The organism is Verrucosispora sioxanthis (assembly GCF_010560025.1).
In the GTDB taxonomy this organism is placed as follows: Bacteria; Actinomycetota; Actinomycetes; order Mycobacteriales; family Micromonosporaceae; genus Micromonospora; species Micromonospora palythoicola.
In genome coordinates this window covers 559,263-575,679 of the sequence record NZ_SAIY01000003.1, presented here as the reverse complement: position 1 = coordinate 575,679, position 16,417 = coordinate 559,263, and the positions used below count along the sequence as shown (strand labels likewise).

17 protein-coding genes are annotated in these 16,417 nt (G+C 72.3%); 4 read left to right on the top strand and 13 right to left on the bottom strand.

Going from position 1 to position 16,417, the window contains the following annotated elements; genetic code table 11:
* Positions 1-142: 142 nt before the first annotated feature.
* The 13 genes from ENC19_RS11865 to ENC19_RS11805 form a co-directional block, all read right to left on the bottom strand.
* Positions 143-1,765 (bottom strand): IucA/IucC family protein, encoded by a 1,623-nt coding sequence (locus tag ENC19_RS11865; RefSeq protein WP_164447222.1) that lies wholly within the window; start codon positions 1,763-1,765, stop codon positions 143-145.
* Positions 1,762-2,931 carry an ATP-grasp domain-containing protein gene (locus ENC19_RS11860; RefSeq protein ID WP_166458519.1) on the bottom strand — a complete coding sequence of 390 codons (1,170 nt, stop codon included), beginning with the start codon at positions 2,929-2,931 and terminating at the stop codon, positions 1,762-1,764. Before ENC19_RS11860 ends, ENC19_RS11865 begins: the two co-directional genes overlap by 4 nt.
* Positions 2,932-2,956: 25 nt before the next feature.
* A complete protein-coding gene (locus ENC19_RS11855; protein WP_164447220.1) occupies positions 2,957-3,670 on the bottom strand; it encodes a siderophore-interacting protein in 714 nt (237 codons plus the stop codon).
* A gap of 62 nt (positions 3,671-3,732) precedes the next feature.
* A complete protein-coding gene (locus tag ENC19_RS11850) occupies positions 3,733-4,308 on the bottom strand; it encodes a GNAT family N-acetyltransferase (protein WP_164447219.1) in 576 nt (191 codons plus the stop codon).
* A 90-nt stretch (positions 4,309-4,398) separates the two neighbouring features.
* A complete protein-coding gene (locus ENC19_RS11845) occupies positions 4,399-4,794 on the bottom strand; it encodes a DUF1330 domain-containing protein (protein WP_164447218.1) in 396 nt (131 codons plus the stop codon).
* A gap of 130 nt (positions 4,795-4,924) precedes the next feature.
* Positions 4,925-5,332, bottom strand: coding sequence for an arsenate reductase ArsC (locus tag ENC19_RS11840; protein ID WP_164447217.1), 408 nt, complete (start codon positions 5,330-5,332; stop codon positions 4,925-4,927).
* Between the two features lie 55 nt (positions 5,333-5,387).
* Positions 5,388-6,131: an aquaporin gene (locus tag ENC19_RS11835; RefSeq protein ID WP_164447216.1), complete on the bottom strand. Its 744-nt coding sequence runs from the start codon at positions 6,129-6,131 to the stop codon at positions 5,388-5,390.
* 23 nt (positions 6,132-6,154) lie between these two features.
* Positions 6,155-6,814, bottom strand: a complete 660-nt coding sequence (locus ENC19_RS30185) for an arsenate reductase ArsC (protein WP_164447215.1) — start codon at positions 6,812-6,814, stop codon at positions 6,155-6,157.
* The gene (locus ENC19_RS11825) at positions 6,811-7,497 is read right to left on the bottom strand and encodes an arsenate reductase/protein-tyrosine-phosphatase family protein (protein WP_164447214.1); all 687 of its coding nucleotides are present in this window, start codon (positions 7,495-7,497) and stop codon (positions 6,811-6,813) included. Before ENC19_RS11825 ends, ENC19_RS30185 begins: the two co-directional genes overlap by 4 nt.
* 59 nt (positions 7,498-7,556) lie before the next feature.
* A complete protein-coding gene (locus ENC19_RS11820; protein ID WP_164447213.1) occupies positions 7,557-8,144 on the bottom strand; it encodes a DUF6879 family protein in 588 nt (195 codons plus the stop codon).
* 217 nt (positions 8,145-8,361) lie between these two features.
* Complete coding sequence (locus ENC19_RS11815) at positions 8,362-9,654, bottom strand: zinc metalloprotease (RefSeq protein WP_208020867.1); 1,293 nt, start codon at positions 9,652-9,654, stop codon at positions 8,362-8,364.
* A gap of 11 nt (positions 9,655-9,665) precedes the next feature.
* The gene (locus ENC19_RS11810) at positions 9,666-10,766 is read right to left on the bottom strand and encodes a HesA/MoeB/ThiF family protein (protein WP_164447211.1); all 1,101 of its coding nucleotides are present in this window, start codon (positions 10,764-10,766) and stop codon (positions 9,666-9,668) included.
* A gap of 134 nt (positions 10,767-10,900) precedes the next feature.
* Positions 10,901-11,299 (bottom strand): hypothetical protein, encoded by a 399-nt coding sequence (locus ENC19_RS11805; RefSeq protein WP_164447210.1) that lies wholly within the window; start codon positions 11,297-11,299, stop codon positions 10,901-10,903.
* An 86-nt stretch (positions 11,300-11,385) separates the two neighbouring features.
* Between ENC19_RS11805 and ENC19_RS11800 the strand changes: the two genes are divergently transcribed.
* The 4 genes from ENC19_RS11800 (at position 11,386) to ENC19_RS11785 (ending at position 16,386) form a co-directional block, all read left to right on the top strand.
* A complete protein-coding gene (locus ENC19_RS11800; protein ID WP_164447209.1) occupies positions 11,386-12,006 on the top strand; it encodes an L-threonylcarbamoyladenylate synthase in 621 nt (206 codons plus the stop codon).
* A 188-nt stretch (positions 12,007-12,194) separates the two neighbouring features.
* Positions 12,195-14,567: an ATP-binding protein gene (locus ENC19_RS11795; RefSeq protein WP_235944749.1), complete on the top strand. Its 2,373-nt coding sequence runs from the start codon at positions 12,195-12,197 to the stop codon at positions 14,565-14,567.
* 117 nt (positions 14,568-14,684) lie between these two features.
* Positions 14,685-15,362, top strand: a complete 678-nt coding sequence (locus ENC19_RS11790) for a hypothetical protein (protein WP_164447207.1) — start codon at positions 14,685-14,687, stop codon at positions 15,360-15,362.
* A 229-nt stretch (positions 15,363-15,591) separates the two neighbouring features.
* Positions 15,592-16,386, top strand: coding sequence for an SCO2525 family SAM-dependent methyltransferase (locus ENC19_RS11785; protein ID WP_164447206.1), 795 nt, complete (start codon positions 15,592-15,594; stop codon positions 16,384-16,386).
* Positions 16,387-16,417: the final 31 nt, after the last annotated feature.

The window sequence follows — 16,417 nt, the reverse complement described above, 5'->3', positions numbered from 1 at the left end:
ATCCGCAGAAGCCCAGCGACGGTCTCGGCCGTCCCGTCGGGCGCGGCCACCTCGCGCAGGTAGCAGGCGAGCAGGGTGTGCGCGGCGGCCAGGTCGGCGGCGCGCTCGGCCGGCCGGGCGGCGGCCTCGGCGGTCTGCGGGGTCACGAGCCGCTCCGCAGGTAGTTGGGTCCGGTCCGACGGTAGAACTTGTTCACGTCGGTGCAGCCGATCCGGTGCTTGGGCAGCAGCGTGCCGGCGGTGAGCATCGCCTTGACCGGCAGCCGGTCGGCGGTCAGGACCCGGTCGACCAGCTCGCGCCGGGCGGGTGTGTCGCCCCACCGGTCGCGGGCGGCGCGCAGCCGTGGTGCGAGCGCCTCGGCGGGGGAGGGCACCGTGACGCCCTGTTCCGCCAGGGCGAGCAGCGGTGCCGCCGCCGCCAGGTGCAGGGTGATCGTGACGAACACGTCGGCCAACTCCGCCGGCTGACGAATCCACATCCGCTTGTCGCGCAGCCGGACCGAGCCGGCGTGCCGGGGGTCCAGCCGGGCACCGTCGTTGTCCTTGTACAGCAGCCGAACCGGACCGGTGGCCGGCAGGACCAGATGGATGTTCTGCGGATGTGCTTCCAACGCCACTCCGTACCGTAACCACAGGCAGACATGCCAGTCGAGCAGGAGATCCAGATAGGACCCGAGGAGCCGACCCGGGTCGTCCCCGCCGATCCGCTGGGCGACCGTGCCGGCGGTGGGATCCGCCGCGGCGAGCGCGGCGACCGGCACCACGGTCGCCCGCTCCAACCCGGTGGGCAGCCGGCGCAGCAGAAACGACAGCAGCTCGTCGCCGTCACGGTGACCGAAGACGCTCTCGTCGGCGTGCGTGATCCGGTCGGCGAAGCGCGGCTGCTCCGCGGCGATGCGGTCGAGCAACGCGGCCACCGCCGCGCCGTCGGACAGCGAGTCGGGTGCGAGGGTACGGCGGTTGCGGGCACCCAGGCTCGCGGTCGGCAGCGGCAGCTTCAGGTGCGTCGTCGGGTCGCTGGCCAGGGCGACGGTCCGCATCGACAGGGTGGGCCGCACGGTGATGTCCGGTCCGTCGAACACGGGCAGCGCCGACCGGTCGGCGGTGAGCGGATGCACCGGCAGCAGCACCTGCCCGGCCCGGCCGGTCGTCGGCCACCAGCCGGGCAGCCGGCCGTGCAGCCGCAGAGCCCGGGTCGGTACGGGCAGCCAACGCAGCGCGAACGTGGGCGCGTGTTCCGGCGCGTACCGGAGCAGCTCGGTGGCGTCCAGACCGTGGCGGCACCGGTCGGTGGGGTAGACGGCATGGCCGGCGTGGGCGGCGAGCACGTCGTCGAGCAGGGCACCGCCGAACCCGGTGGGCGGGTCGACGCGGGCGGCGGCGATCCGGGCGTACGTGTCGTCTCGGGTCGCCTCGGCCAGCCGGCGGGCGAGCAGGTCCTGCCGGCACTCGTCGACGAAGGCGCGCCACCCCTGCTCGGCGTCGGCGTCGTCGCCCGGTGCGAGCAGCGCCAACAGGCCCGCCAGCGTGTCCACCCGACGTGGCGTCCGGCCGGGCGGGTGCACGTTCAGCTCGGCGCGGGCGACGCGGACGGTGTGCTGGAAGCCGTCGGGACGAACCGGAAGGCGTAACCGGCCGGCCCGGTGGGGTGCCTGCCACCAGCCGGGGCCGTCCGGACCGCCACCGCTGCTCAGGCCCAGATGGTCCTCGCGCAGCAGGGCGTCCAGCACCCGGCGGAACAGCTGCTGCTCCACCGGATCGGTCACGTCGCGATCACCCAGTCGAGTCCGGCGCGGAACTCGACGAGCGCGCGGCTCACGGCGTCCGGGTCCGGCCCGATGGCGTGCACGACGGCCAGGTAGTCGCGGTTGGTGCCGGTGCGCTCGGCGGTGGTGCCGATCGCCCGCAGCGGGCGGCAGCCGAGTCGGACCCCGTCGCGTACCGCGTCGACGGGCCCGGGGGCGGCGACGAGAGTGCCGCCGCGATCGGCGCAGACGTACTCGACCCGGGCGGTCTGTTCGATCGTGGCCGGGTCGGGCAGACCGAGGTCGGCCACGGACTCGCCGAGGTGCAGCCGGATGACGTACTCGAACAGCGGCACGTCGAGCAGTTCGGCCAGGACGAGATCCATCCGGTCACCGATCAGCCGGTCGTTGACCTCGATGAGCCGAGGTCGTTCCCGGTGCACGACGAACTCGGTGTGGCAGGGGCCGAACCGGACGCCGAGCACGTCGAGTTGGGCCCGCAGCCGCTCGGCCGTCGCCGGGGCTGCCGGCGCCCATTCCAGGCACAGCTCGGTGAAGGTGGGTGGCGGGCCGAGCGTGGTACGCCAGCCGCCGAGCACGGCCAGCGTCGCGGTGTCACCGAGGGTGTCGTGGGTGCGGACGTCGCCGGGCAGGTACTCCTCCACCACAAGTGGCGCGTCCGGTCGGCGACAGCGGATCTCGCTCACCCGCCGGGTCAGCTCGTCGGCGTCGGTGACCAGGTAGGCGTCCTCACTGGCGACGCCGTCGCGGGGCTTGACCACGGCGGGAAACAGGTCGAACGTCGGCGGCTGCCCTGGTTCGAGGATCCGGGCGTGGACGACGTCGAGTCCGGCGTCGGCGAGGGCCTGCCGGGTGGCGGCCTTGTCCTTGCAGCGCCGCGCCGACTCGGGCTCCTTGCCGGGCAGGCCGAGGCGGTGGGCGGCGAGCGCCGTCGCGGCCTGCAGGTGATCGCTGTTGGAGAACAGACCCACCGCGGCCGGTCCGGCCCGGACCACCTCCGTGACGGCCTGCGGGTCCCGCACCGGGCAGCCCTGCTTCGGCACCGTCGCGGGCCAGTCGTCGGGTCGGTCGGTCAGCACGGTCACCGGCACGCCGAGCGCGTCGGCCGCCGGCAGCAGGCCGTCCAGCACGGAGTCGGTCGGGTTGAGTGCGGTCAGGTACAGCATCACGAGCCGGCGCGGTGCCCAGCCGTCACCGGGCGCGCCAGTAGGCCAGCGCCGCCACCTGCTCCTTGCCGACGCCCAGCCCGCGCCGCAGGTGCCTGACGATGCCGCGGGTGCTGGCCGCCTCGCAGGCCACCCAGTACAGGCCGTCCTGCTGGGCGTCGGTCAGGGCGGTGGTGACGGTGTCCACCAGGTGCTGGCCCTCGTCGCGGCGCGGCACCCACACCACCTCGTCGTGCGGCCGGGTACGCAGCGGCAGGTCTCGTTCGCCGTCGTGGGCGTACTCGAGCCAGATCCGCGCCGACACCGGCCCGGCGGCGTCGAGCAGGCTGTTGACCGCCGGCAGGGACGCCGCGTCGCCGACCAGGTACAGCCGGCCGGGCGCCGGATCGGGGAGCGTGAAGGAACTGCCCTGCACGGTCGCCTCGATGGTGTCTCCGGGCCGAGCCGTCGTGGCCCAACGCGCGGCGCAGCCGTCGTGCAGGGCGAACACCAGGTGGAAGCGCCCGCTGTCCGGGTCCGGATCGACGAGGGTGTACGCCCGCTGGTGGGGGCGGCCCGCGTTGTCGAACCACAGCCGGATCCACATGGTGGGGTGTACGCCGCAGGCGCGCAGCAGGTCACCCCCGTCGACGAGCAGCCGCTGGTAGCGGTCGCCGACGGATTCGTTCTTCAGGACGGTCAGCTGGAAGTTCCGGCCACCGAAGGCCTTGAGGACGAGGGCTTCCCAGTTGCGTTTCACACGTTCTCCACTGTGGATACGTTCGGATGACGGCGAGCCGGTGGACGGGGGTGGGCGTCGGCTCAGGGCCGGCTGGCCAGCGGCAGGTCCCGCACCAGCATCCGGTGCGAGCGCCAGCCGGGAAACGGCACGAGATCGCCGACGTGGTCGAATCCGCTGCGTTGTAGGGCGTGCCACACCCGGGTGTTGGTCTCGGCGACGGCGAGCGACACGCGCTCCTCGCGCCGTCGGGACAGCAGTTCGACCGTCATCCGGAAGCCGAGGCGGTGACGGCGGTACTCGGGCAGGACGAACGCCTCGCACACCGCGAACGTCCGGCCCGGCCACTCCACCGCGAGGTCGGGATCCCTGGTCGAGGTCAGGTCACGCCACCAGAGGGTCTCCGGTGGCAGCGGGCAACCCATGACCGTGCCCACGAGCCGGCCGTCGACGTACCCGAGCGCCGCCGAGAAACCGGGGGCCTCGGCGGTCCACCGCAGGCGTTCCGCCACCGTCGGGACGGTGTGGTCGACCAGGTGCAGGTCGGCGGCGTGCACGCGGTGGTAGACCTCGGCGAGCGCCTCGACGTCGACCTGGTCGGTGACGACGACAGCACTGTCCCGGCCGCCGATCGCCTCGGCCACAGCGGGCGATGACATGGAACCCTCCCCGAACTTTGGTTAGGCATACCTAACCAGTCGGTCGGCGATCGGGCAAGTCTCCGTATCGTGGCGCGGCGAGCGCGCCCGTCACGGCTGTCTGGAGTCGTCTCGTGGCGTCCGTCCCCAGGGGCGGGTGGGTTGCAGCACGGCATCGCGCAACGCCTCCCGCCGCAGGTGGGCGATCCGCTGGTACGCGGGGTCGGCGATCATCCGACTGAACGCCCGGCGGGTTGGATAGCGCACCAGCAGGACCGCGTCCCACTGCTGACCCGCTGCGGCGACGAGGGCGTCGTCACCGTCGCCGGCGTAGACGACCTCGACACCGTAGTGCGGCGCGACGGTCGTGGCGAAAGCCTTCGCGTACTGCTGGTACCGCGCGCGGCCGCCGTCGGCGAACCGCAGCAGGTTGAGCATGACCACCGGTTCGTCAGGTCCGTCGGCGAGAAAAGCGGTAGGAAGGTCGCCGGATGGATCCGCCGTCATCGTTGCCTCCGATCTCGGGACTGGAAGCAGTATTCCGGCATCGAGGTCGGGCTCGTCAACGAAAACCCAGTGGGATTTTGCACTCACGGTGCATATTGCCGACCGCGCCCGTCCGGGCGCGCGGCAGGCGTCAGCCGGCCCTGCGCAAATCGGCCAGGAGCGCCTCGACCCGGGTACGGATCTCGTCGCGGATCGGGCGGACCGCCGCCACGCCCTTGCCGGCCGGGTCGTCGAGTTTCCAGTCCTCGTAGCGCTTGCCGGGGAAGACGGGGCAGGCGTCGCCGCAGCCCATGGTGACGATCACGTCGGAGGACTCGGCGGTGGCGTACTCGAGGAGCTTGGGGGTCTGGTCGGTGATGTCGATGCCCACCTCGCGCATGGCCTCGACGGCGGCCGGGTTGATGGTCGCGGCGGGAGCGGAGCCGGCGGAGCGGACCTCGACGGCGTCGCGGCCGAGGTGACGCAGCCAGCCGGCGGCCATCTGGGAACGGCCGGCGTTGTGTACGCAGACGAACAGGACGCTGGGCTTGTCGGTCACGGGGTGCCTTTCTGCGGTACGGGATTCCTGGTTGGCGGTCGGTCGTGCGGGCAGGTCATGAGCGTCGACTCACGGTCGCCTGGTCGTCGGCCGGCACGACCACCTGGTCGGCGGCGGCACCGGCGTCGGGGTAGAGGGCCGCCAGCAGGCCGACACCGACGGCGAGACCGACGACCTGTGCCACCACGAAGCCCGGCACGGAACCGGGAGCGATGCCGGCGAAGGTGTCGGTGAACGCGCGGCCGACCGTGACCGCCGGGTTGGCGAACGAGGTGGACGAGGTAAACCAGTAGGCCGCCCCGATGTAGGCGCCCACGGCGGCCGGCGCCACGACGGCGCGGCCGGACCGGGCCAGCGCGAAGATCAGCAGGACCAGGCCGGCGGTGGCGACGACCTCGCCGAGCCACAGGTTGCCGCCGCCGCGTTGCCGGCCGGAGAAAGTGACCGCGCTCAGGGCGAACATCAGGTTGGCCAGCACCGACCCTGCGACGGCCCCGGTCACCTGCGCGGCGACGTAGCCAGCGAGTTCCCGGGGGGAGAGGCCGGTGCCCGATCGGCGGCCGAGCAGCCAGTCGGCGGCGGAGACGACCGGATTGAAGTGCGCGCCGGAGACCGGCCCGAACATCAGGATCAGTACGCCGAGGGCGAAGGCCGTGGCGATCGAGTTCTGCAGCAGTTGCAGCCCGACGTCGTCCGGGGACAGGTCGGTGGCCATGATGCCGGAGCCGACCACGGCGGTGACCAGCAGGGCGGTGCCGGCGAACTCGGCCAGCAGCCGCCGCCAGAGTGCGATGGTCATCTTGTTGTGCTTCTCCTCGATGGTTATCGGGTGGGGACGTTCAACTCGTCGAGGAGACGCCGTACCCGCCGCTCGATCTCGTCGCGGATCGGCCGGACGTCGTCGACGTCGAGGCCGGCAGGGTCGGCGAGGTCCCAGTTCTCGTAGCGAGTCCCGGGGAAGACCGGGCAGGCGTCGCCGCAGCCCATGGTGACCACCACATCGGCGGCGCGGACCACCTCGTCGGTCCAGGGCTTGGGAAACTCGTCGGAGATGTCGATACCGCGTTCGGTCATGGCCGCCACCGCGGCGGGATTGATCTCGGTGCCCGGCTCGCTGCCACCGGACCAGGCCACGGCCCGATCGCCGGCCAGGTGGATGAGGAACCCGAGCGCCATCTGCGAGCGACCCGCATTGTGGGTGCACAGAAACAGGACGACGGGCCGGCCGTCCCGGTGGTGGCCCTCGACGCGGGCCAGTGCCTGTAGCCGCTGGCGGGCGAAGCGTTCGGCGAGTAGGGGCAGGTAGTGGGGGATCCGACCGTCGACGGCGAACTGGTCGTAGCTGCTGTGCAGGAAACGCTCGATCGTCTCCGGGCCGTACGTGCCGTGGAACTCCGCGGCGAGGCGGGTTGCGGCCGTGCGCAGGGCCAAGTGCTGATCGACCGAGAGGTCGGGGCGGGAGCTGCGGGCGAGGCTGGTCATCGTGGGTCTCCGGGTAGGACGGCGGGCGCGAGCCGGGCGACCCGGTCGGCGAGGTCGGCGTAGGCGGACTCGAACGCCTCGTCGGTGTCCACCCGGACCGGGTCGGGAACCGACCAGTGCAACCGGGGGCGTAGCTGGTCGGTCAGTCCCTCGTGGGCGTTGTCGCAGACGGCGATGACGAGGTCGTCGTCTCGTACGACGTCGGCGACGTGGGCGGTGCCGGTGGGATCGAGGTCGAGTTGGTGGCGGTGGGCCACGGCGACCGCGCGGGGGTGGACCCGGGCCGCCGGTTGCGTGCCGGCCGAGGCGGCGGCGCCGCGGGTGCGGTGCCGCCACAGCGCGGCGGCCAGCTGCGAGCGGGCCGAGTTGTGGGTGCAGACGAAGACCACCCGGTCGAACCCGGTCAGTCGCGGGGTGGCGAGGGCGGCGAGGGTCTCGGGACGCAGCTGGAGGTAGGTGCGCCGCCGGTCGCCCTCGGAGCGGACCTTCACCACCAAGCTGGCCTGGGTGAGGACCTTGACGTGATGGGCGATCAGGTTGGTCGGCATGTCGAGCCGGTTGGCGATCTCGCCGGGCGAGGCGTCACCGAGGGCGAGCGCGTCCACGATCGCCAGGCGTGCCGGCTCGCCGAGCGCGGCATGGGTACGCGCCCGGGCAACCAACGAAGAAAGCTCAACCTCCATAGACTCAACTATTGCTGACTTAAACTCCGGCGTCAAGGCGTCGGCCGCCGACTCGTCGGTCAGCCCAGCTCGCGGGGGAAGTAGTCGGCCAGCGGCTCGCCCGCCCGATGCAGGTCGGTGAGCACCTGCCGGCACGCCCGGACCAGGCCCGCGTCGGTGTAGCGGTCCGCGCCGACGAGTACGCCGTCGGCGTCGTACCGCACCTCGTAGAGCGTCTCGTCGGCCACCGTGACGAGTTCCGGTAGCGGCTCGCCGCCTTCCAGCGGCGCGACCTGTGGTGGCCCGACGATCCGGGCGTCGGTGCCGCATTCCGCCCTGATCCGCAGCACGTGCAGGTTCCAGCGCACGTACTCGCTCAGCGGCGGCTCCACCACCCGGACCCAGTGCAGCCTGATCGCGTGCCGGGCCATCCGTCGGTGCTCGGCGGCTATCTGCTGCCGGTCAGCCTGGAGCAGCCGCATCGACTCCGACCAGTCGCCCCGGGCGAACGCCTCCCACACCCCGTAGCCCGGCTCCCGGAAGTGCTGCCGTCGTTCCAGCTTCCAGATGTGCGCGCCGTCGACGGCCCAGAACCGCTCCCAGAAGTCCGTCAGGTACGCCTCCCGCGCCAGCCGCCTCCCGGTCGCCTGATCGAGCAGATCCCGCACGGCCCCACCTCTCTGTCTCGACACCGTCACCTCTGCCGGGTGCCGCCGGCTCGGCGCGACCGGGATCGCGTCGAGCCGGCGGTCCGTCGGCATCAGCCGGACGGGTTGCTGCTCAGCGCGGTCGTCTCGATCTTGTCGAGCTTGCGGATTTCGATCTTGTCGAGCTTGCCGGCCTGCGGCTTGTCGGCCTTGCGGCCGTCCGTCTTCTTCATGCGGTTCACCTCCTTCCGGTTCGCCGCCGTGGGCGGCTGATCCCCCGTCGGACCCGGTGCCCGTGTCGATGCCACCAGGCGCGGGTCCACAGGACGACAAAGACGACGCTGATGGCGGCTACCGCGCCCGCGTCGAACAGGTCGCCGGCCGAGCCGCCGGCCAGCATGGTGCCGACGGCCGAGGTCAGTACGGTGACCGTCACCGGAAGGGTGACCAGAGCCGCCACCGCCAGGCAGGCGACCGTCCCGGCGACCAGCACGACGGCGTACGCCCGCACGGCCAGGCGCTCCCGGGCCGTGAGTCGCCGGCTCGGGTCCTCGCCCGGGCCGGCTGCCGGCCAGAACCGGCGCGCCGGCCACCGCGCCAGGTGTCGCACGTAGGCCGAACCGTCGGCGTACAGGTTGGCGCAGCCGGTCACGTCCTGCAGCACGAAGTAGATGTCGGTGCGCATGAACACCAGGAACTGCACCGGAACGAGACCGAGCGAGAGCAGGCCCACCGCCGCGAGCAGACCGTCGGCCGGGCCCGCGACACCGGTGGCCCGCAGCAGCACCGTTCCGGCGTAGATCACCAGATTCGTCGCGATACCGGCGAGGTAGACGGCCAGGCGGTCGCGGCGGGGTGCCGCCCACACGCCGCTGACATCGGTCTGCGCGACCAGGAACTGCAAACGGGTACCGAGGCTGATTCGACCGGGTGCCCCGGCCGCGCGGGCGGTGACCAGGTGTGCCAGCTCGTGCAGACCGATCAGCGTCCAGACGATCCCGAAATTGCCGAGCAGGATCAGCCCGCCGCTGGCACTCCAGAGCAGGTCCTGGTGGCGTGGTGCCAGCACGGGGTCGCCGCCGATCGCCACCGCGGCGGCGAGTACCACGGCGACGGCGATCAGCGGGACCACCGGATGCAGCAGCCAGCGGACGTGCCGTGGACGCAGCCAGGGCAGCATCGGCCTGGGCGCCGCCGCCGTCGGCAGCGGTCGACCGTCGATCTCCGCGACGAAACCGAGGTCGGCCAGGTCGGCGACGAATTCGGCGACGTCCACGTCGTCGCCGCTCTCCTCCCGCAGCGTGGTTCGCACGCCGCCGACAGTGGTGTGCGGCAGCAGCGTGATGGCCCGGTGCCCGATCGGCGGTAGTCGGACGAACGACCCGGTGTCGATCCGGCCGACCACCCACGAACCGCCCTCCGGACGCAGGTGGAGCCGGTGCAGCCGGACCCGACTGCGGTCGGCGATCGGCATCGTGTCGGACGCCTGCGGCGTGGACGTGCCTGCCCCGGGCGTGACGCGTCCGCTCACCCCGGGGCCGGTCATGCCGGCGTCCCGCAGGCGGCGCAGTCCGGTCGGCGTGGGTCGTCGCGGACGAAGGTCGCGTCGGGGGCCAGAAGATTGACCGCGTCGACCCGCCCGGCCGGCAACGCCGGTACGCCGGTGATCAACGCCATGGCGTGGTGTGCCGCCAGGTGACCCGAGATTCCCGCCGTTGGTGCGGCGACCGCGTTCGCGACCGCCGCGTTGCGCCGTACCGTGTCGGCGGCTCGGACGCCTATCGCGCGGCGCTGCTCGGCGTCGGCCCACCGGACGCACTCCCAGCACGGTCCGGTGCCCGGCACGTACCGCCCGACCTGCACCAGCGGGCCGTGGTAGCCGGCGTCCACCCAGGGGGTGCCGGTGGCCAGGCAGGCGCGGTTGGTCCAGCGCCGCAGCGCCGGTGGCTGGTCGGCGGCGAGCAGCAGGACGTCGCATTTCGCGGCGAGGGCCGCCACCTGCTCGGTGCCGGTGACGCGCTGCCGGAGCCCGGTGACATCGACCGTCGAGTTCAGCTGCCGAAGCCGTTCCACCGCCACGTCGACCTTGGCCCGACCGAAGTCCTGCTCGGCGTAGAGCAGTTGGCGGTTCAGGTTCGACAGTTCGACCACGTCCGGGTCGACGCAGCGGATCCGCCCGACCCCACTCGCGGCCAGCGCCATGGCCGCGGTCCCGCCGGTGCCACCGAGCCCGATCACGGTGACGGCCGCGCGGCTCAGGGCGACCTGCGGCTCCCAGGTGCTGTCCCGGGGGACGAGGTCCATCCAGCGGAAGTACGCCCGACTGCGGTCGAACCGTTGCCGATCGCGCTCACTGAGCTCGGGTGGATCGGGTGCGTCAGCCTCCTCGACGTAGCCGGAGTCGATGAAGAGTCGCAGGGCGGCGCGGATGTCGGTCACCGGATGGTCGGGATGTGCCGTCCGCACCCGACGCACGATCTCCGCCGCGCTGCGGCTGCCGTCCATGTTCTCCAGCAGGCACCAGACGGCACCGCTGGGATCCGCCACCTCGGCGGCGATGCCGTACGTCGGTCCGCCGATCCGGATCCGGCCGTCGGCGATCCGGTAGGGCGCGTGCTCAGGTTTGACGCGTGGACGCCTCATGGCCTCTCCCCGTGTGCCACTCCGGCTGACTACGTCCTGCTCGCCCAGCCTGTCGAGGCCCGGCACGCCTGTCAATCCGTTTAGGACCGTTGGACCGGCCACGGCGGTCGCGGCGGGACAGCCGGACCGGACGGTCAGCGCAGCCGACCGGGCCGGCCGAACCAGTCCCGCGCGGATCGGGTGTTGAGGGCCAGGACCACCCAGGCCAGCAGGCCCAGGCCGACGATCGTGATCGCGCCGAGGAGGCCCAGCGAGGCGGCGGCCAGCAGACCCGCCAGGGCGTACGCGGGGTAGGGCGCCCAGCGGCGGCGGGCCGCCAGGCTGATCGCGACCAGCCCGCACGCGGTGGCCATCACGGCGAAGAAGGCGACCGCGCCGAGGGAGCCGGTCGTGGCGAGCGACCGGTGCGCCGTCGCGAGAGCGAACAGCAGCGACAGCAGTGCGAACGCGAGCACGGTGACCCGGACCGGGGTCGGCGTCGGGTGGGGCCGGAGGTGATCCCCGTAGCCGCCGCCGGGTACGCGTACGACCATAGTGACAACGATGGACGTCGACGTCTGTCCGGTTGTGCCACTGTCGGCAACGCGACAGCGGACGCGGGCGGCCTAAGCTTCGGCCCATGGCGAGGTACTTCGACGTGCACCCGGACAACCCGCAACCGCGCACCATCGGCCAGGTGGTCGAGATCATCCGGGGTGACGGTTTGATCGCGTACCCCACGGACTCCTGCTTCGCCCTGGGCTGCCGGCTGGGCAACAAGGACGGCATGGACCGGATCCGGGAGATCCGTCACCTCGACAGCGGACACCACTTCACGCTCGTGTGCCGGGACTTCGCCCAGCTCGGGCAGTTCGTGCAGCTGGACAACGCGGTGTTCCGGGCGGTCAAGGCGGCCACCCCCGGCCGCTACACCTTCATCCTGCCCGCCACGAAGGAGGTGCCCCGGCGGCTGTGGCACCCCCGCAAGAAGACGGTCGGGGTGCGCATCCCCGCGCATCCGGTCACCCGCGCACTGCTCGACGCGCTCGGCGAGCCGCTGCTGTCGAGCACCCTGCTGCTGCCCGGCGACGAGGAGCCAATGACCCACGGCTGGGAGATCAAGGAGCGGCTCGACCACGCCGTCGACGCGGTCATCGACGCCGGCGACTGCGGCACCGAACCGACCACGGTGGTGGACTTCTCCGACGGCGAACCCGAGATCGTCCGGGTGGGCGCCGGTGACCCGGGCCGTTTCGCCTGACGTTCCGGCAGGTCGGCCCGACACCGACGGTGGTGGCCGGACGATTGCTGGCCGCCACGCCCCCGTACCCCGTGGCGGCCCTCACCCCGGCCGATCCCAACACGACCCGCTCGCCGGCCGGCGAAGTCCAAACGAATCCGTACGGGATATCGCGACATCGATTGTTATCGTCGCAACTCGTGGGTGTCATGAAGGCTGCCGTGTCCGACGGGCCACCAGACCCGGGCTCGGCCCACAGCCTCGACGAGCTGATCGGTCAGCTGCGCGCACTCAAGCTCTGGGCCGGTGATCCCTCGTACGAGACGATCACCCGGCGGGTCAACGAGCGGTGGCGGGCCGACGGTCGTCCGGCCGACGAGATGGCCCGCCGGGGCACCGTGGTGGACTGCTTCAAGACCGGGCGGCGGCGGATCAACGCCGACCTGGTGCTCGCCGTCGTGCGGGCGTTGCACGACGAGACGGGCTACCTCGCGCACTGGCGGCAGGCACTGCGGGTCAGTCTCGCCGAGACGACCGCGGCCGCCCAGGTGCGGGTGCTCGACCGGCTGCCCGACGATGCGGGGGCCTTCACGGGCCGGCAGGCGGAGCTGACCCGGCTGCGGGAGTTGGCCGTGCTGACCGCGGCGGCGGGCCCGACCGCCACCGGCGGGACCGGGCGAGGCGCGGAGGTCTGCGTGCTCGCCGGGATGGCCGGGGTCGGCAAGACCCACCTCGCGGTGCACGCCGGCCGGATGCTCGTCGACGAGGGTCACTTCGACACGACGCTTGTCGTCGACCTGCGGGGCTACCACCCCGACCCGGAGCAGCCACCGGCCGAGCCCGGCGCGGTGCTCGACGGCTTCCTGCGCCTGCTGGGCATGTCCGGCCACGAGATCCCGTACGGCCTGGCGGAGCGTGCGGCCGCGTTCAGCGAGCGGCTCGCGGGCCGACGTGCGCTCGTCGTGCTCGACAACGCGGCCGGTACCGAGCAGGTGCGGCCGCTGCTGCCCCGGTCGGCCCGCACGCTCACCCTGGTCACCTCGCGGCGTCGGCTCGCCGACCTGGCCGAGGCGGTACAGCTCGACCTCGACCTGTTCACACCGCAGGAGGCGGAGCGGCTGCTCGTCCGGTCGCACCCCGACGTGGCGGTGGGCAGCGATCCGTCGGCGCACCAGCGGGTCGCACTGCGCTGCGGGTACCTGCCGTTGGCACTGAGCGTGGTCGTCGGACAGATGGCCGCGCGACCCGGGTGGACCGTCACCGACCACGCCGACCGGCTGGACGAGCGGCACCGCCACCGCCGGCTCGACAGCGGGGTGGAGGTGGCGCTGCACCTGTCGTACCAGCATCTGCCGGAGCGGCGGCAGACGCTGCTGCGGCGGATGGCCGCGCATCCCGGCGCGGATCTGGACGAGCACGGTGCCGCCGCCCTGCTGGACGTCGACCCGGCCACCGCCGCGGCCGACCTGCGTCATCTCGCCGCCGAGCACCTGGTCCAGCAGCCCGTCGTCGGGCGCTACGCGTTACACGACCTGGTCCGCGCCTACGCGGCCGAACGCGGCCGGGAGGAGGACCGGCCGGCGGATCGCCGGGCCGCCCTGACCCGCCTGCTCGATCACTACCTCTACAGCGCGTCGGCGGCGATGGAGGCGCTCTACCCGGCCGAGCGGCACCGCCGACCGGCACTGCCCCAACCACCCCCGGCCGTGCCGATGCTCGACAGGCCCAGGACCGCCCTCCGCTGGCTGGACGCGGAACGCGCGACGCTGGTGGCGGTGTGCGTGCACGCGGCCCGCAACGGCTGGCCGCAGCACGCCGTGTGGCTCGCCGGCACCCTGTACGTCTACCTCGACAACGGCGGGTACCCGGCGGACGCGATCACCGTGCACACCGAGGCCGAGCACGCGGCGCGACTGCTGGGGGACACCGTCGCCGAGGCCACCGCGCTGACCAATCTGGGTGTGGCGTGCTGGCAGTTGGGCCGCTATCCGGAGGGTATCGGGCAACTGGAACGCGCGCTGCCGCTGTTCCGCGCGGCCGGTGACGGTCGTGGCGAAGCCCGGGTGCTGGGCAACCTCGGTGTGGTGCACAGCGCGGCCGGATACTGGGAGCGCGCCGCCGGATACCACGAGTTGGCGCTGGACCGTTTCGTCCAGATCGGCGACCGGGTCGGCGAGGCCAACACCCTGACCAACCTGGCTGCCGTCCACGAACGGCTGGACCGCCCCGGTGCCGCGGTCGACCAGAACACCCGTGCCCTGGCGATCTTCCGTGAGCTGCGGCATCTCGGCGGCGAGGCGACCGCGCTGAACAACCTCGGTGACGCCTACGTCGCGCTCGGCAGGTTCGCGGAGGCCGTGGCGTGTTACGAACCGGCCCTCGCCCTCTTCCGCGACATCGGGGAACGGTACGGCGAGGCGTGCGTGCTCAACGGGCTGGGGCGGGCGCTGACCGGGCACGGCGCACGGGACGAGGCGGTCGCGCGGCACGCCGAGGCGCTGGCCCTGGCCACGGAGATCGACCGGCCCGAGGAACAGGCCCGCGCCCGTGCCGCGCTCGCTCGGCTGGGTGCCCCGGCCTAGCCCCGCACAGCTTTCGGCTGACCCGGCGAAAGTTCGGTCGACGGTACTGAAACTATCGACGTCGCTCGGGGTGAGGGCTACGCTCCCAGGCAAACAGCCGTCGATGCGAGGGGTGTCATGTCCCGTCGAACCGGAAGGCCGTCCTACCTGGTCGCCCCGCCTGAGAAGCGGCAACGGACGAGGACGTGGATCGTCGCGGCCGCCGCGGCGGCGGTCCTGGTGGCAGCCCCGGCCGGCGGGCTGGTCGGGCACGCTGTCGGCAGGCCGGACCCGACGGAGGCGAGCGTGGCGAAGATGCGCCAGGCCGACGCCGAGCGGGACGCGCAGCAGATCGTCGAGCTCACCGAGCTGGCTCACCGGACGGGCGAGGAACTCGCGCCGATCATCCGCGCCGTCCGGCAGGACGCCGAGGCGGGGCGCACGCCCGAGCGGGCCCAGGTCGACAAGTGGCAGCAGACCATGCAGCGGCTGATCGCCCAGTTCGCCGACCCACCGTCGGGCATGACTGCCACGAACGTCGCCCGTGGTGGGCTACGCAGCGCCGTCGACCAGGCGGCCGTAGCGGTCGACTCGGTCGCTCTCGCGCTGGCCGGTCCGACCACGGGGCGGGCGGAACGGATGCAACTGGCCGCCCGGCAGGCGACCCTCGCCGTCACCACGTGGTCGGTTGCCGCGACCCAGCTCGACCAGGTCAACATCGACGCCGGACAGGGCCACCAGCACGTCCACCTCGATGTCGGTGAGGTGGAGGGTGCGCTCGGTCCGGACGGTTCGGCCGAGGGTGCCGGCGGCTGACCGCCGCGACGTCGGGCGGTCGCGTCCGGCATCTGATCGTGGTCCGGGCTGACCGCCGGATCCGTTGTGGTCGGTAGCGATCAATCGTTGTCACGGTCCTGACTCGGTGATCGATTCACGTCACCTCGACACTTGCGAATCGGTATCGCGTCCGATGCATAATGGGCAACGGGCTGCGCGCGTCGGGGCAGGGACCAAGTGATCTGCCGACTTCAATGGAGGCGCCTCCATGGCATTGATTCCGGCGGTTGGTGCAGGTTGTAGTGGGCCGTCGACCTCACCACCACGAGTCGAGCCCCCGGGAACGGTCAATTCCGAGGTCGAGTGGGACGGCTTCGACCCGGGTGCCTACGTCCAGCACAACTACTCCGTCCTGCGCGACGATGATCGCGAAATCCTCTGTCGGATAAGAGACTTCTTCGGCGGCGCGAAGATTGCCGGCACACACTGCGTCGACGTCGGATCGGGCGCGAACCTCTACCCGGCACTGTCGCTTCTGCCATTCGCGCGCAGCGTCGAACTCTGCGAATATTCCACGGCGAATGTGCGCTGGTTGCGTAACCAGATCAACGGCTATGACGAGTGCTGGGACGCGTACTGGCAGGTGTGTGCGGAGCACTCGGCGTACGCGGCGCTGCCCGACCCCCGTGGCCATCTGGCCCGGGTGGGGCGGGTGTCGCAGCTGAGCGTCTTCGACCTGCCCAGACGGGCCTGGGGCGCGGGCACCATGTTCTTCGTGGCCTGCTCGATCTCCGCCGACCGGGCCGAGGCGGAACACGCGATCGGCCGGTTCCTGGCCGCCCTGCGTCCCGGGTCGCCGTTCGCCGCCGCGTTCATGCTGGGCTCGAACGGCTACCGCGTCGGGCAGCACTGGTTCCCGGCCGTGCAGCTGCACCGCGCGGAAGTGGTGGCGAGCATCGCGGCCGGTGCGTACGACGTGGACATGCACGAGGTGCGTCCCAGGCCCGCGCTGCGGGACGGATATCTGGGCATGCTGCTGGTGACCGGACGCAGCCGCGGCTGACCTCGCCCCATTGCCCGCTCCGGATTCTCGA

Excerpts from the sequence above, each read along its gene's own strand:
- ENC19_RS11860 (WP_166458519.1), bottom strand. The coding sequence starts at position 2,931 with ATGCTGTACCTGACCGCACTCAACCCGACCGACTCCGTGCTGGACGGC.
- ENC19_RS30185 (WP_164447215.1), bottom strand. The coding sequence starts at position 6,814 with ATGACCAGCCTCGCCCGCAGCTCCCGCCCCGACCTCTCGGTCGATCAG.
- ENC19_RS11835 (WP_164447216.1), bottom strand. The coding sequence starts at position 6,131 with ATGACCATCGCACTCTGGCGGCGGCTGCTGGCCGAGTTCGCCGGCACC.
- ENC19_RS11800 (WP_164447209.1), top strand. The coding sequence starts at position 11,386 with ATGGCGAGGTACTTCGACGTGCACCCGGACAACCCGCAACCGCGCACC.
- ENC19_RS11795 (WP_235944749.1), top strand. The coding sequence starts at position 12,195 with ATGAAGGCTGCCGTGTCCGACGGGCCACCAGACCCGGGCTCGGCCCAC.
- ENC19_RS11790 (WP_164447207.1), top strand. The coding sequence starts at position 14,685 with ATGTCCCGTCGAACCGGAAGGCCGTCCTACCTGGTCGCCCCGCCTGAG.
- ENC19_RS11805 (WP_164447210.1), bottom strand. The coding sequence starts at position 11,299 with ATGGTCGTACGCGTACCCGGCGGCGGCTACGGGGATCACCTCCGGCCC.
- ENC19_RS11810 (WP_164447211.1), bottom strand. The coding sequence starts at position 10,766 with ATGAGGCGTCCACGCGTCAAACCTGAGCACGCGCCCTACCGGATCGCC.
- ENC19_RS11850 (WP_164447219.1), bottom strand. The coding sequence starts at position 4,308 with ATGTCATCGCCCGCTGTGGCCGAGGCGATCGGCGGCCGGGACAGTGCT.
- ENC19_RS11845 (WP_164447218.1), bottom strand. The coding sequence starts at position 4,794 with ATGACGGCGGATCCATCCGGCGACCTTCCTACCGCTTTTCTCGCCGAC.
- ENC19_RS11825 (WP_164447214.1), bottom strand. The coding sequence starts at position 7,497 with ATGGAGGTTGAGCTTTCTTCGTTGGTTGCCCGGGCGCGTACCCATGCC.
- ENC19_RS11785 (WP_164447206.1), top strand. The coding sequence starts at position 15,592 with ATGGCATTGATTCCGGCGGTTGGTGCAGGTTGTAGTGGGCCGTCGACC.